Source organism: Sphingomonas nostoxanthinifaciens, from assembly GCF_019930585.1.
Classification (GTDB): domain Bacteria; phylum Pseudomonadota; class Alphaproteobacteria; order Sphingomonadales; family Sphingomonadaceae; genus Sphingomonas_I; species Sphingomonas_I nostoxanthinifaciens.
On the sequence record NZ_CP082839.1, the window covers coordinates 894,938 to 908,741 of the forward strand.

Sequence of the window (13,804 nt, forward strand, 5' to 3'; positions counted from 1 at the left end):
GCGATGGGCCCGCGCGGGCAAAGGCTTCGCCCATGAAGCGCAGGACAGGTCAAGACCGTTCCATCACCAGCCGCTGGCGGCCGGCGACTCAAGCGGTGCGCGGCGGCACCGCCCGATCGGAATTCGGCGAGACCAGCGAGGCGTTGTTCCTCACCTCCGGCTATTCCTACGATTGCGCGGGCGACGCCGCCGCGCGCTTCGCCGGCGAGCAGCAGGGGATGACCTATTCGCGCCTGCAGAACCCGACCGTCGAGATGCTGGAGCAGCGAATCGCGCTGATGGAGGGCGCGGAGGCATGCCGCGCGATGGCAACCGGCATGGCGGCGATGACCGCGGCCTTGCTGTGCCAGCTCGAACAGGGCGATCATATCGTCGCCGGCCGCGCCGCCTTTGGCTCGTGCCGCTGGCTGACCGATACCTTGCTGCCGAAGTTCGGCATCGCGACGACGATCGTCGACGGGCGCGATACCGATCAGTGGCGCGACGCGATCCAGCCCAACACCAAATTGTTCTTCTTCGAGACGCCGGCTAACCCGACGCTCGACATCGTCGACCTGGGCGCGGTGTGCGGCATCGCACGCGAGGCGGGCATCCTCTCGGTGGTCGACAATGCCTTCGCCTCGCCGGTCCTGCAGCGGCCGCTGGAACATGGCGCCGACATCGTCGCTTATTCGGCCACCAAGATGATGGACGGGCAGGGGCGCGTGCTGGCCGGCGCGGTGTGCGGGCACGAGGACTTCATCGAGAAGACTCTGCTGTCGTTCACCCGCAACACCGGGCCGACGCTTTCGGCATTCAACGCCTGGGTGGTGCTGAAGGGGCTGGAAACGCTCGATCTGCGCATCCGCCGCCAGAGCGAGAATGCGCTTGCGGTGGCACGCTTCCTCGATGGCCGCGTGGCGACGCTCTATCCGGGGCTGGAAAGCCATCCGCAGCATGCACTGGCGATGCGGCAGATGGAGGCCGCCGGCACGATCCTCGCGGTCACGGTCGATGGCGGGCGGGAACAGGCGCACGGGCTGCTCGACGCGCTGGAACTGATCGACATCTCCAACAATATCGGCGACTCACGCTCGCTGATGACGCATCCCGCCTCGACCACGCATGCCGGGCTGTCGGCCGAGACGCGCACCGCGATGGGCGTGACCGAGGGGATGCTGCGCCTCAACGTCGGGCTGGAGGATCCGCAGGACGTGATCGACGATCTCGATCATGCGTTGCGCGCGGTCGGGCTATGAGCAGTCCCACGCTCGGCCTGTTCTTCCCCCACAGCGCCACGACGGGCGACGTGGTGGTGCGCGTGGCGGTGAGCTTTCTTCACGATCAGTCGGAGCCGGCGCACGGCCGCTGGTTCTGGTCGTACCATATCCGGATCGAGAATGAGGGAACGCGCGAGATCCAGCTCCTCGCGCGCCGCTGGATCATCACCGACGGGCGCGGCGCGCGCCGCCATGTCGAGGGCGAGGGCGTCGTCGGCGAGCAGCCGGTGATCGGGCCGGGCGACTCGTTCGATTATGTCTCGGGCTGCCCGCTGGAAACGCCTTCCGGCGCGATGGAGGGCAGCTACAGCATGGTCGCAGCGGACGGGCGTAGCTTCGATGTCACGATCCCGCGCTTTCCGCTCAACGGCCCGGCGGTGGCGGAATGAAGCGGACCCATCTGCCGTTGAACGGCCTGCGCGTGCTGGATGCCGCCGCGCGCTATTTGTCGTTCACCCGCGCGGCGGACGAGCTGGCGGTGACGCCCGCCGCCGTCGGCCAGCAGATCCGCACGCTGGAAGATGTGCTGGGCGTCGTCCTGTTTCGCCGCACCGCCAAGGGGTTGGAACTGACGCCGGAGGGCGCGGCGGGGCTCGACGCGCTGCGGCGCGGTTTCCTCGAGATGGAGGAAGCGGTGCGCGCGATGCAGGCGCAGCAATCGTCCCGCCATCTCACGATCGCAGCACCGCGCGACTTCACCGCCAAGTGGCTCGGCGCGCGGCTCGCCGCTTATGGGCGGACCGATCCCGAGCTCGCCTTCGCGCTGGTGGCGTCCGACGACGGGCTCGATTTCACTCAGGCGAATCTCGATCTGGCGGTATGCTTCACCGGCGAGAAGGGTGAGCATGAAGGCGTGCCGATCGGGCCGCGCGCGTTCGTCACGGTGGGGGCGCCCGATGGATCGGCGCGGCCGATTGGCTGGCCCGGCTGCCCGGGCGGGGAAAGCGAGCCGATCGCGACGGTGGCCGATGCCGGCCTTGCGATCGACGCCGCGATTGCGGGTCTGGGCCGCGCCACCGTACCGGTGCTGCTGGCGGAGGCCGATCTGGCCGCCGGTCGGGCGGTGGAGTTCGGCCGGCAGGAGGTCGAGCGAGGCTATTGGCTGATCGCGCCGGTGCCGCAGTGGCGGCAGAAGAAGGTCAAGTCGCTGGTCGCCGCGCTGACGCAGTAGCTGAGCCTGACGACTAAGCGTTAACTCCGGAAGATATCGTCACCCCGGACTTGTTCCGGGGGCCACCGACCCGCGAGCGCGGCGTCAAGGCGAGGGGTGGATGCCGGAACAGGTCCGGCATGACGGATGGGAATTGCAGATGGGATGCCAGCCTGCGCTGGCATGACGGGCGGACTCTAGAAGCGGTAGCCCAGCGCCAGCTGGAGGATCGGGTAGACCTTGAAACGCGACAGATCTCGTTGGAGGCTCGCCTCCTCCTGCTCCAGCCGCGTCTGCGGAATCAGCCCGGTCGACGAGGTGAATTTCGACAGGTTGATCATGCCCTGGAACATCACGCCGGCATCGACACCGATCATGAAGCCGCGCTTGAGCTTGCCGCTGAAGCCGATCGTCGCGGTCGGCGCGACGCTGCGCACCTTGGCCTGGCCCAGAAGCGACCCGATCTGCTGCGGCGTGAAGACCATGCCGCCGACATTGGCGTCGCTGGTCGGCATCGCCTCCACGCTCGCCCGGTTGCCATTCTCGCGACCGCCGAGCGAAAAGCGGAAATTGCCGCCGAATGGATAGATGTCGATCGCGGTGCCCGCCGATTGCAGGTGGGCGTGGCCGTCATAATGTAGATCGTTGGAATTGAAGCCGTGGCTGAACGCCAGGAAGGTCGCATCGGCGCGCAGGCCGAACGACTTGTTGATGCGATAAGCAAGCTGCGGGCCGACGCCCAGGGTGCCGCCCGTGACCGAGAGCGACAGATTGCCCTCGGCAAAGGCCGGTGCGGCGGCGAGGAGCGCGAGGGCAGTGAACGCAACGCTACGAAACATAACTGGGCCCCCCTCGCTCGACGAGGACCGTGATAGTTTCTATTGGTTAAGATCGCGTTGGTGTGGCCGGCTAAGTCTTTGGTCTAAAGCTATTATTCCGCAGGCGTATCGAATGCGGCGACGCGCTAGGCGTCGATCGCCTCTTCATCCAGCGCGCTTGCATTGGCCTGGATGAAGGCGAAGCGGTGCTCGGGATTCTTGCCCATCAGTCGCTCCACCAGATCGCGCGTGCTGGCGCGTTCCTCATATTCCTGCGGCAGGGTGATGCGGATCAGCGTGCGCGATTTCGGGTCCATCGTCGTCTCGCGCAATTGCTGCGGGTTCATCTCGCCGAGGCCCTTGAAGCGCGCGACCTCGACCTTCTTGCCCTTGAACGCGGTGCGCTCGATGCGGGCGCGATCCTCGTCGTCGCGGGCGTAAAGGCTCTTGCCGCCCGCGGTCAGGCGATAGAGCGGCGGCTGGGCGAGGAAGACGCGGCCGTCGCGCACGATCGGCGCCATTTCCTGGAAGAAATAGGTCATCAGCAACGTCGCGATATGCGCGCCGTCGACGTCGGCGTCGGTCATGATGACGATGCGTTCGTAGCGGAGCGTGGCGGGGTCGCAGCGGTCGCGCACGCCGCAGCCGAGCGCCTGGCCGAGATCGGCGATCTCCTGGTTCGCGCCCACCTTTGCAGCGCTGTTCGACGCGACGTTGAGGATCTTGCCGCGGATCGGCAGGATCGCCTGCGTCTTGCGGTCGCGCGCTTGCTTGGCCGAGCCGCCGGCGCTGTCGCCTTCGACGATGAAGAGTTCGGTGCCGGCCGGATCGTCATTGGCGCAATCGGTGAGCTTGCCGGGCAGGCGCAGCTTGCGCGCCGAGGTGGCGGTCTTGCGCTTGACGTCGCGTTCGGCCTTGCGGCGGAGGCGATCGTCCATGCGATCGAGCGCGAACCCCAGCAGCGCGCGCCCGCGTTCCATATTGTCGGACAGATAATGGTCGAAATGGTCGCGGATCGCGCTTTCGACCAGCCGCGCCGCCTCGGGGCTGGTCAGGCGGTCCTTGGTCTGGCTCTGGAATTGCGGGTCGCGGATGAACACCGACAGCATCAGCTCGACGTCGGTGACGATATCCTCGGGCGCGAGATCCTTGGCTTTCTTGTTGCCGACCAGATCGCCGAACGCACGCACGCCCTTCACCAAGGCCGCGCGCAGCCCCTGCTCGTGCGTGCCGCCGTCGGGCGTAGGGATGGTGTTGCAATAATAGCTGTACGAGCCGTCCGAATAGAGCGGCCAGGCGACCGCCCATTCGACCGAGCCCTGCGCGTTCGGGAAATCCTGCCGGCCGATGAAGGGTTCCGCGGTCGCGCAGGCGCGCTGGCCGAGCTGCTCGCGCAGATGATCGGCAAGGCCGCCGGGGAATTGGAACACCGCCTCGGCCGGCGTGTCGTCGCCGATCAGGTCTGCATCGCAATGCCAGCGTATCTCGACCCCGGCATAGAGATAGGCCTTGGAGCGGGCTAGGCGGTGGAGCCGCGCCGGCTTGAACCGCATCACATCACCGAAGATCTCGCTATCGGGAGTGAAGGCGACGCTGGTGCCGCGCCGGTTCGGCGCCGCGCCGACCTGGACCAGCCCCGACGTCGGATGCCCCTTGGCGAAGGTCTGGCGATAGAGCTGGCGGTCGCGCGCGACCTCGATCACGGTGTCGGTCGACAGCGCGTTGACCACGCTGATGCCGACGCCGTGCAGGCCGCCCGACGTAGCATAGGCCTTGTCGCTGAACTTGCCGCCCGAGTGGAGCGTGGTGAGGATCACCTCCAGCGCGGACTTGCCCGGAAACTTGGGATGCGGATCGACCGGGATACCGCGGCCATTGTCGGTGATGGTCAGCCGGTTGCCTGCCGCCAGCGTCATCTCGATCCGGGTGGCGTGGCCGGCGACGGCCTCGTCCATCGCATTGTCGAGCACCTCGGCGGCGAGATGGTGGAAGGCGCGTTCGTCGATCCCGCCGATATACATGCCCGGCCGGCGTCGCACCGGCTCGAGTCCCTCCAGCACCTCGATGGCGGAGGCGTCATAGGATTGCGGGGTGGCGGAGGCGGGGGAAGCGAAGAGGTCATCGGCCATCGTGACGGCAGACTAGGTCATTTCGTGCGGCTGCGTCACCCCCGATATGTTCCGGTGCGTCAGAACTGCGGTGGGGGTAGCCCCTGCTTGGCGCGGCGGACCTCTTCCTGTCGCATCGGCATCGCGTCGATCGCACCGATCAGGGTGCGGCCGTCGATCGGTCGATCGGAGGCGACCGCGACATGCCCGTCCTTGCCGATCAGCAGCGCCTTGAACACGGGCTGAGGTACCTTGAAGGCGTGGCGGAGATGCTCGGCCTTGTCGTGTGCGCCGATCACCGCCTGATCGGCGACCTGCACGAAGGCGAGGTCGCGCGATGCGGCATCCAGCGCGATCGCCGCCATCGCCTTGCGCTCCTCGGTCAGCCGCGGGTCGCGCAGGCTGGGCGCGAACACCAGCAGCACGCGCTGGTGATATTGCATGCCGGCGACCGAGCGGAGATCGCCGGTGCCGGCGGTGGCGGCAGTGCCGACGATCGCGGCGGCGAGAAGCAGGCGTTTCATGGGGCCGGAACGCGCGCGCACGCGGCGCGATCCCCGACGGTGCGATCAGCCGACGACGGCGCGGCCCGAAAAAGCATCGGCGAGAGCGACTGCGCTGATCGGCGTCACGAACTCGCAGCCGAACGCCTTGCCCTCGCGCCAGATGACGCGCGCCTCGACCGGTTTCGGCCCGGCCAGTTGAAGGTGCACCACGGCGCCCACGTCCGACTCGGCAGCGCCCTCGGCCCGGAAGCCGTGCAGCGACAGATCGCGCACGATCACCGTCCGCGTGATCCCGCCATTCGCGATCGTGCCCGACGTGTCGCCGGTACGGCGTTCCGATCGGCGGCGTTCGGTGACGTGCAGCTTCGCCCGAAAAGACATTGGCCGATCATAGCCAAATCACGCGCCGCGCTCCAGCGTCCATCGATCCGTGCCCAGGCTGCTTCCAGGGGCGCGCGCAAGGCCGGAAGGTTAACCCGGCATCGAGCATCAACATTCGACCAATGATCTTCGATCTTTAGGTCGTGATTCATCATTTCCGGGCAGATTGGCGCTGCGCTTGGGGGAGTGCCTGTTCTGCTTGGAGGGCAATGATGTTCAAGGGGTTCCTGGGGGGCGCGGCCGCAGCCGCAATGCTCATTTCACCGGCGGGCGCGGCATGCTGGAGCGCGGAGGACAGCTCGGCGGCGACGGTGCGCCAGTTCCAGTCGATGCTGATGGTGGCGGCTTTGCGCTGTCAGGCGGCCGGCCACGGCATGATGAGCGACTACAATGCGTTCGTTCTTGCCAACAGGGTGGCGATCGTCAGCCAGAACGAACGATTGAAAGCGCATTTCATCCACGCTCGCGGCCCGGTCGAGGGACAGCGCGCTTATGATGCCTTCACCACCTCGATGGCCAACGGCTATGGCGCCGGGCGCAGCGGAGCCGAGGATTGCGTGGGCGTCGCAGCACTCGCGCGCGAGGCCGGAATGATGGCGGGCTCGGTCGAAGGCCTGCTGCTGATCGCCGAACGTCAGGGCATTGCTGCCCAACTTGCCGAGGGTGCGTGCGGTCGCGAACCGTCGGTCGCGCCGGCCGTGCTGACGGTGCCGGCATCGCCGCCGACCGATGCCCTTGTTCCGGCCGCGGCGGTGATGGTCGCGTCGGCGATGGCGAACGGAGCCCCGCTTCCCGCCGGCTACGAGCCGGTGCCGGGAGACGAATCGGTCGCAGCGACGCCGGTCGGCAAGGTCGATCCGGCGGCGGCATTCGCTCCGGCCGCGCCCGTGGCACAGGCGGCGGTGATGGTCGCGGCGGCCGCGTCTGCGCCGATGCCGGCTGCGGCAGCCGCCCCCGCTCCCGCGCCGCAATATGCCCAGCAGGCGCCCCAATATGCGCCGCAGCCGCGCTACGCCGAGCCCGCACCCCAATATGCGCCGCGTTATGCCGAGGCAGCGCCGCAATATGCCCCACGCTATGCGGAGCCGGCTCCGCAGTATCGGCCTGCGCCGCGCTATGCGGAAGCGCCGCGGCAATATGCCGATCGTGCGCCAGCCCCTGGCTATGACTATCCCGCGCCGCGCTACCAGCAGGCGCCGCAATATCAGGCGGCCGACTATCCCGAACCACCGCGCTACGCGCCCCAGCCTGCTTACGAGCAGGCGCCGCGCTATGCCCCGCAACCGGGTTATGCGCCGCAACCGGGCTACGCCCCGCAGCCGGGATGGGACGGGCGGAACTGATATAAGGAAAGCTTTATATTGCGTCGGCACATCCGGATAGGGTAGGCGCGGCGGCATGCGGGGACGGCCCCGCCGCCGTCCCGCCTTCCTTCAGGAGAATATCGCGTGGCCACCGCCGCTCTCGACAGCTTCAACGACTATCTGGTCCACGACATCGCGCTCGCCGGCTGGGGCCGCAAGGAGATCGTGATCGCCGAGACCGAGATGCCCGGCCTGATGGCGCTCCGCGAGGAATATGGCACGAGCCAGCCGCTGAAGGGCGCGAAGATCACTGGCTCGCTCCACATGACGATCCAGACCGCTGTGCTGATCGAGACGCTCACCGCGCTCGGCGCCGAGGTCCGCTGGGCATCGTGCAACATCTTCTCGACGCAGGATCACGCCGCGGCTGCAATCGCCGCCGCCGGCATCCCGGTGTTCGCGGTCAAGGGCGAGTCGCTCGCCGAATATTGGGATTATGTCGGCAAGATCTTCGACTGGGGCGACGAGCCCTGCAACATGATCCTCGACGACGGCGGCGACGCGACGATGTTCGCTCTGCTCGGCGCCAAGCTGGAAGCCGGCGGCACGCTGGCCGAGCCGGAGAATGACGAAGAGGTCGAGTTCCACCGCGCGCTCAAGGCGTTCGTCGCCGCCAAGCCCGGCTACCTGACCGCCACCGTCAAGGCGATCAAGGGCGTCTCGGAAGAGACCACCACCGGCGTCCACCGCCTGTACGAGATCGCCAAGCGCGGCGAGCTGCCGTTCCCGGCGATCAACGTCAACGACAGCGTCACCAAGTCGAAGTTCGACAATCTCTACGGCTGCAAGGAGTCGCTGGTCGACGCGATCCGTCGCGCCACCGACGTGATGCTCGCCGGCAAGGTCGCGGCGGTCGCGGGCTTCGGCGACGTCGGCAAGGGCTCGGCGCAGTCGCTCCGCAACGGCGGCGCACGCGTGATCGTGACCGAGATCGATCCGATCTGCGCGCTGCAGGCGGCGATGGAGGGCTTCGAGGTCGTGACGATGGAAGAGGCCGCCGAGCGCGCCGACATCTTCGTGACGGCGACGGGCAATGCCGACGTCATCACCGCCGATCACATGGCGAAGATGAAGCCGATGGCGATCGTCTGCAACATCGGCCACTTCGACAGCGAGATCCAGATCGCGGCTCTGTCCAACTACAAGTGGACCGAGATCAAGCCGCAGGTCGACCTGGTCGAGTTCCCCGGCGGCAAGGAGATCATCGTGCTGGCCAAGGGCCGGCTGGTGAACCTCGGCTGCGCGACCGGCCATCCGAGCTTCGTCATGTCGTCGTCCTTCACCAACCAGGTGCTGGCGCAGATCGAATTGTTCGCCAAGGCGGACCAATATGCCAATCAGGTCTACGTCCTGCCGAAGCATCTCGACGAGAAGGTCGCCCGCCTCCACCTCGACAAGCTGGGCGTGAAGCTCTCCAAGCTGACCGAGAAGCAGGCTGCCTATATTGGCGTGTCGACCGAAGGTCCGTTCAAGCCCGATCACTACCGCTACTGATCGCGAAGGCGCCCGCCGTCCCTCTTTCAGCCTGCCGGCTGGATGAGGGACGGACGGGTGCGGTCCGGGCAGCGTGACAGCTCGCCACAAAAGGGCGTGCATCCGCCCCCGCCTCTGTTCTAAGGCTATCGCATGCAGGGGCCTGCGCCGCGCCCGTTTCGGCCGGGCGTAAACCAATGAACGATCTGGCGCATTTCGCGCCGGTCGTGGCGTTGGGGGCGGTCTGGCTGATCGTCGCGCTGATCGCGACCGTGGTCGGCATCCGCCGCACGACCCGCGCCGGGCGCGCAATCGACGAATCGCACGCCATCGCCGATCTGCTGGCGGGCTCGCCGGCGGCGCCGATGCTGGTCTACCCGGATGGCGGCGTCGATGCCGATCCGCGCGTCGCGGTGTGGATCGGCCTGACCGAGGTGCCGCGCACGCTGGAGGGGCTTGGCGGCCCCGGCGGTTTTGCCACCGAGGATCTCGACGTGCTGGCGGGAGAGGTCGCCGCCTGCCGAACCACCGGCGCACCGATCCGCCGGCACATGGCGCTGCCCGGATCGTCGCGCATCTTCCGCATCCAGGGCGAGCCCTACAGCGTCCGCCGCGATGCGCGCCGCGCCGTGCTGCTGTGGTTCCTCGACGCCACCGTCGAACAGCGCGAAGTGGCGCTGATGACCGAACGCGCCTCGCGGCTCGCCCGAGCGCTCGACGGACTGTCGGCTTTGATCGAGGCGGCGCCCTTCCCGATGTGGCATCGCGGCGCCGACATGAGCCTCGCGCTCGTCAACGGCGCCTATGTCCGCGCGATCGAGGCCGCCGACGCCGCCGACGTGATCGCGCGCGGGCTGGAATTGATCGAAAGCGGCAACGGGCCGACGCCGATGGCCAGCGCCGCCGCCGCACGCGAGCGCGGCACGATCGGGATGCGGACTGCGCCCGCGATCGTCGCCGGCCAGCGCCGGATGATGCGCGTCGTGGACGTGCCGATCGGCGAGGCGGGCGTCGCCGGCTACGCGATCGACATCCAGGAACTGGAGGAGGCGCGTGCCGATCTCGGCCTGTTCGTCCGTGCGCAACGCGACATGCTCGACCGTCTTTCCGCGGGCGTGGCACAGTTTGCGAGCGACCACAGTCTGGTGTTCTGCAATCGTCACTTCGCACGCTTGTTCGCGATGGAACCGGACTGGCTGGCCGATCGGCCCGAGTTCGATCGCGTCCTGGAGCGCATGCGCGAGTCGCAGCGCGCGCCCGAAAGCCGCGACTTTCCCGGCTGGCGTGCCGAGCGTCGTCAATGGTTCTCGACCACCGATCCGGTCGAGGAAAGCTGGCTGCTGCCCGGTGGCACGCATCTGCGCGTGGTGGCGCAGCCGCTGCCCGATCGCGGCCTGCTCCTGATCTTCGAGGATCGGACCGAGCATCTGCAGCTTGCCAGCGCGCGCGACACCTTGCTGCGCGTGCGCACCGCGACGTTCGACAATCTGTTCGAGGCGGTTGGCGTGTTCGCAGCCGACGGCAGGCTGCACCTCTGGAACAATCGCTTCCGCGAGATCTGGGGGCTGTCGGAGGAGGAGCTTGCACGGCATCCGCGCGTCGACGCGCTGGTGCAGGCGATCGCACCCAAACTGCTCGATCCGAGCCGCGCGGGGCTGATCCGCGAACTGGTGCGGATCGCGACGATCGACCGGCAGCAGCGGTCGGGTCGGATCAGCCTGATCGACGGCCGTCATTTCGAGTTCGCCGCGGTGCCGCTGCCCGACGGCAACGCGCTGTTCACGCTGCTCGACATCACCGCCAGCCGCGGCATCGAAGAAGCGCTGCGCGACCGCAACGAGGCGCTGGAGGAAGCGAACCAGCTCAAGAACGCGTTCGTCGCCAGCATGAGCTACGAATTGCGCGTGCCGCTGACGACGATCACCGGCTTCGCCGAACTGCTCGCCGGCGGCTATGCCGGGGAGCTTGGCGACACGGCGCGCGATTATGTCGAGTCGATCCTTTCGGCGGTGGGACGGCTTTCCGGCCTGATGAACAACGCGCTCGACCTGACGCAGAGCGTCGCCGGCAGCCTGCCGATGGCGACCGAGGTGGTGTCGATGGCCGAGCTCGTGCGTGGCACGGTCGACCTCACGCGCGATGCGGCGCGGAATGACGGGCTGATGCTCGCGACCGATATCGCGCCGGAAAGCGGCGAGGTGGCGGGCGATCCCAAGCGGCTGGGGCAGGCGATCGGCCATCTGCTGCGCAACGCGCTCAGCTACACGCCCGCGGGCGGCCGCATCCTCGTCCGCAGCCGCATCGTCGAGGAGATGGCGGAGGTCGTCATATCCGACAATGGCCGCGGCATGCCCGCCAAGCAGCGCGAGCGCATCTTCGATCGCTTCAGCCGCAACAGCTTCACCCCGACCGACGATGAGCCCGAAGCGAGCGAGAGCAACGGCTTCGGCCTGCCGCTCGCGCGCCAGCTGATCGAGGCGCATGGCGGCCGGATCGATCTGCTTTCGGAAGTAGGCCGGGGCACGACCGCCGTCATCCGCCTGCCATTGCGCCAACAGGACGACACCGGCGCGTCGCCCGCGTGAGCAAAGGCATGATCGCCTTGCCGGACGAGGCGGCTGCCGATGCGCTCGGCGCTGCGATCGCCGATTTGCTGCGGCCGGGTGACGCGATCGCGCTATCTGGGCCGCTGGGCGCGGGCAAGACCACGCTCGCGCGCGGGATCCTTCGCGGCCTCGGCCTTGCCGGCGAGGCGCCGAGCCCCAGCTTTCCGATCGTGATCGCCTATGCGCCGCCCGAATTGCGGCTGCCATTATGGCACGTCGACCTCTATCGGATCGAGGATGCGGACGAGATCGACGAACTCGGCCTTGACGACGCGCGCACCGACTCGGTGCTGCTGATCGAGTGGCCCGAGCGGATGGGCGGGCGCCTGTGGCCCGATATGCTCCGTCTGGCGCTCGACGATGTGGCGGACGGTGGGCGCCGCTTGACTTGGGTCGCGCCGGACGCTTGGGACGGGCGATGGCCGCCGCCCCGACGATGATTCCGCCGTCCGCCGCGCCAGCGTTCCTCGATCGTGCCGGGTGGGATGGGGCCGCGATCCTCCCGCTTGCCGGCGATGCCTCGTTCCGTCGCTATTTCCGCGTGGTGCGCGGCGATGCGCGCGCGGTGCTGATGGATGCGCCGCCGGCGCATGAGGATAGCCGCCCCTTCCTGCATGTGGCGGCGCACCTGCACGCGCTGGGCTTCGCCGCACCGCGCATCTTGGCGCAGGATCTGGACGAAGGGCTGATCCTGCTCGAGGATTTCGGCGATGCGCGGGTGGCGGAGGTGGTCGCCGCCGAGCCGACGCGCGAACGCCCGATCTACGAGGCGGCGATCGACGTACTGCGCGATCTGCACCGTCACGGTCCGGACATGCTGCCGCCTTACGACATGGCGGTGTATCAGCGTGAGGCGGGTTTGTTCACCGAATGGTATCTGCCGGCGGTCGGGCTGGAGGCAGGCGGCGGTTTCGCGGCGGCATGGGAGGCGGTGCTCGACACCATTGCCGGGCGCCACGACGTGACCGTGCTGCGCGATTATCATGCCGAGAATATCATGCTGCTGCCCGGCGGCGCGCTCGGCCTGCTCGATTTCCAGGACGCGCTGGCGGGGCATCCGGCCTACGATCTCGTCTCGCTGTTGCAGGATGCGCGCCGCGACGTGAGCGCGGAGCTGGAGGCGGCGATGCTCGATCGCTACGGTGCGCTCGATCGCGCGGCCTATGCGATCCTCGGCGCGCAGCGGAACACCAAGATCCTCGGCATCTTCGCGCGGCTGTGGCGCCGCGACGGCAAGCCGCGCTACCTCGCCTTCCAGCCGCGCGTATGGGGCTATCTGGAGCGCGACCTCGCGCATCCGGCGCTGGCGCCGGTGCGCGAATGGTTCGACGCGCACGTGCCGCCGACCGCGCGCGCCGCGCATTGGGTGGCGGCATGAGCGCGCGCGCGGCGCTGACGCTGCGGCCGGGGGCGCACGACGCGCCGCCGCTCGCCACCGCAATGGTGCTCGCGGCAGGGCTCGGCAAACGGATGCGGCCGCTGACCGCCACGCGGCCCAAGCCTTTGGTCGAGGTGGCGGGCAAGCCGCTGCTCGATCACGTGTTCGATCGGTTGCGCGCCGCCGGTATCGGTCGAGCGGTGGTCAACACGCACTATCTGGCCGATGCGCTGGAGGCGCACCTGCGCCATCGCGTGCAGGGCATCGAGGTGATCGTGTCCGACGAGCGCGACCGCTTGCTGGAGACGGGTGGCGGCGTGGCGAACGCATTGCCGCTGATCCCGGACGAACGCTTCCTGATCGCCAACAGCGACAATCTGTGGATCGATGGTCCGGTCGACGCGATCCGCCTGCTCGGCTCGCGCTGGGACGATTCGATCATGGATGCGCTGCTGCTGGTCGTGCCGCTCGCCCGCGCCAATTGCCATGGCGGCATCGGCGACTTCCACATGGACGCGAACGGCCAGCTCACGCGGCGGCGACCCGGCCGGGTCGCGCCATTCGTCTTCACGGGCGTGCAGATCGTGTCGCGCCGCCTGTTCGAGGATGCGCCGGAAGGTGCTTATTCGTTCAACCTGCTGTGGGATCGCGCCATCGCGAACGGTCGCCTCTACGGCTTCGTCCACCAGGGGCTATGGTTCGACGTGGGCTGGCCCGGCGCGATCGCCGAGGCGGAGGCGCTGCTGGCGCAAGGCTGACGC

At 68.1% G+C, this 13,804-nt stretch carries 13 protein-coding genes; 9 read left to right on the forward strand and 4 right to left on the reverse strand.

Annotation, left to right across the window (positions count from 1 at the left end; all coding sequences use genetic code 11):
* The first annotated feature begins 32 nt into the window (after nucleotides 1–32).
* Genes K8P63_RS04080 through K8P63_RS04090 form a run of 3 tightly spaced genes read left to right on the forward strand, consistent with a single transcriptional unit; the run spans nucleotide 33 to nucleotide 2,430 of the window.
* Nucleotides 33–1,238, forward strand: a complete 1,206-nt coding sequence (locus K8P63_RS04080) for a trans-sulfuration enzyme family protein (RefSeq protein WP_223798593.1) — start codon at nucleotides 33–35, stop codon at nucleotides 1,236–1,238.
* A complete protein-coding gene (apaG, locus tag K8P63_RS04085) occupies nucleotides 1,235–1,648 on the forward strand; it encodes a Co2+/Mg2+ efflux protein ApaG (RefSeq protein WP_223798594.1) in 414 nt (137 codons plus the stop codon). Before K8P63_RS04080 ends, apaG begins: the two co-directional genes overlap by 4 nt.
* Entirely contained in the window at nucleotides 1,645–2,430 is a 786-nt protein-coding gene (locus K8P63_RS04090; RefSeq protein ID WP_223798595.1) for a LysR family transcriptional regulator, read from the forward strand. The genes apaG and K8P63_RS04090 overlap by 4 nt, the downstream gene beginning before the upstream one ends.
* Nucleotides 2,431–2,606: 176 nt before the next feature.
* Here K8P63_RS04090 and K8P63_RS04095 read toward each other — a convergent pair whose 3' ends face one another.
* From K8P63_RS04095 to K8P63_RS04110, 4 genes are all read right to left on the reverse strand, one after another.
* Nucleotides 2,607–3,248, reverse strand: coding sequence for a hypothetical protein (locus K8P63_RS04095; RefSeq protein WP_223798596.1), 642 nt, complete (start codon nucleotides 3,246–3,248; stop codon nucleotides 2,607–2,609).
* Between the two features lie 125 nt (nucleotides 3,249–3,373).
* Nucleotides 3,374–5,356, reverse strand: coding sequence for a DNA topoisomerase IV subunit B (parE, locus tag K8P63_RS04100; protein WP_223798597.1), 1,983 nt, complete (start codon nucleotides 5,354–5,356; stop codon nucleotides 3,374–3,376).
* Nucleotides 5,357–5,415: 59 nt separating this feature from the next.
* Complete coding sequence (locus K8P63_RS04105) at nucleotides 5,416–5,859, reverse strand: DUF4174 domain-containing protein (protein WP_223798598.1); 444 nt, start codon at nucleotides 5,857–5,859, stop codon at nucleotides 5,416–5,418.
* A 45-nt stretch (nucleotides 5,860–5,904) separates the two neighbouring features.
* Nucleotides 5,905–6,222, reverse strand: coding sequence for a PilZ domain-containing protein (locus tag K8P63_RS04110; RefSeq protein WP_223798599.1), 318 nt, complete (start codon nucleotides 6,220–6,222; stop codon nucleotides 5,905–5,907).
* Between the two features lie 212 nt (nucleotides 6,223–6,434).
* On the opposite strand from K8P63_RS04110, the gene K8P63_RS04115 reads away from it, so the two are divergent.
* The 6 genes from K8P63_RS04115 to K8P63_RS04140 all read left to right on the forward strand — a co-directional run bounded on the left by K8P63_RS04115 (nucleotide 6,435) and on the right by K8P63_RS04140 (nucleotide 13,801).
* Nucleotides 6,435–7,565, forward strand: coding sequence for a hypothetical protein (locus tag K8P63_RS04115; protein ID WP_223798600.1), 1,131 nt, complete (start codon nucleotides 6,435–6,437; stop codon nucleotides 7,563–7,565).
* A gap of 105 nt (nucleotides 7,566–7,670) precedes the next feature.
* The gene (gene ahcY / locus K8P63_RS04120; RefSeq protein ID WP_223798601.1) at nucleotides 7,671–9,080 is read left to right on the forward strand and encodes an adenosylhomocysteinase; all 1,410 of its coding nucleotides are present in this window, start codon (nucleotides 7,671–7,673) and stop codon (nucleotides 9,078–9,080) included.
* A 176-nt stretch (nucleotides 9,081–9,256) separates the two neighbouring features.
* Entirely contained in the window at nucleotides 9,257–11,644 is a 2,388-nt protein-coding gene (locus tag K8P63_RS04125; protein WP_223798602.1) for a sensor histidine kinase, read from the forward strand.
* An 8-nt stretch (nucleotides 11,645–11,652) separates the two neighbouring features.
* A complete protein-coding gene (gene tsaE / locus K8P63_RS04130) occupies nucleotides 11,653–12,105 on the forward strand; it encodes a tRNA (adenosine(37)-N6)-threonylcarbamoyltransferase complex ATPase subunit type 1 TsaE (RefSeq protein WP_223798603.1) in 453 nt (150 codons plus the stop codon).
* On the forward strand, nucleotides 12,102–13,043 hold the full coding sequence (locus tag K8P63_RS04135; protein ID WP_223799718.1) for an aminoglycoside phosphotransferase family protein: 942 nt from the start codon (nucleotides 12,102–12,104) through the stop codon (nucleotides 13,041–13,043). Before tsaE ends, K8P63_RS04135 begins: the two co-directional genes overlap by 4 nt.
* The gene (locus K8P63_RS04140) at nucleotides 13,040–13,801 is read left to right on the forward strand and encodes a nucleotidyltransferase family protein (protein ID WP_223798604.1); all 762 of its coding nucleotides are present in this window, start codon (nucleotides 13,040–13,042) and stop codon (nucleotides 13,799–13,801) included. Before K8P63_RS04135 ends, K8P63_RS04140 begins: the two co-directional genes overlap by 4 nt.
* Nucleotides 13,802–13,804 lie beyond the last annotated feature (3 nt).

Bases quoted from the DNA above. Each gene is read 5' to 3' on its own strand.
- K8P63_RS04110 (WP_223798599.1), bottom strand. From the start codon at position 6,222: ATGTCTTTTCGGGCGAAGCTGCACGTCACCGAACGCCGCCGATCGGAA.
- tsaE (WP_223798603.1), top strand. From the start codon at position 11,653: ATGATCGCCTTGCCGGACGAGGCGGCTGCCGATGCGCTCGGCGCTGCG.
- K8P63_RS04135 (WP_223799718.1), top strand. From the start codon at position 12,102: ATGATTCCGCCGTCCGCCGCGCCAGCGTTCCTCGATCGTGCCGGGTGG.
- K8P63_RS04115 (WP_223798600.1), top strand. From the start codon at position 6,435: ATGTTCAAGGGGTTCCTGGGGGGCGCGGCCGCAGCCGCAATGCTCATT.
- apaG (WP_223798594.1), top strand. From the start codon at position 1,235: ATGAGCAGTCCCACGCTCGGCCTGTTCTTCCCCCACAGCGCCACGACG.
- K8P63_RS04140 (WP_223798604.1), top strand. From the start codon at position 13,040: ATGAGCGCGCGCGCGGCGCTGACGCTGCGGCCGGGGGCGCACGACGCG.
- K8P63_RS04090 (WP_223798595.1), top strand. From the start codon at position 1,645: ATGAAGCGGACCCATCTGCCGTTGAACGGCCTGCGCGTGCTGGATGCC.
- K8P63_RS04105 (WP_223798598.1), bottom strand. From the start codon at position 5,859: ATGAAACGCCTGCTTCTCGCCGCCGCGATCGTCGGCACTGCCGCCACC.
- K8P63_RS04125 (WP_223798602.1), top strand. From the start codon at position 9,257: ATGAACGATCTGGCGCATTTCGCGCCGGTCGTGGCGTTGGGGGCGGTC.
- K8P63_RS04080 (WP_223798593.1), top strand. From the start codon at position 33: ATGAAGCGCAGGACAGGTCAAGACCGTTCCATCACCAGCCGCTGGCGG.
- parE (WP_223798597.1), bottom strand. From the start codon at position 5,356: ATGGCCGATGACCTCTTCGCTTCCCCCGCCTCCGCCACCCCGCAATCC.
- K8P63_RS04095 (WP_223798596.1), bottom strand. From the start codon at position 3,248: ATGTTTCGTAGCGTTGCGTTCACTGCCCTCGCGCTCCTCGCCGCCGCA.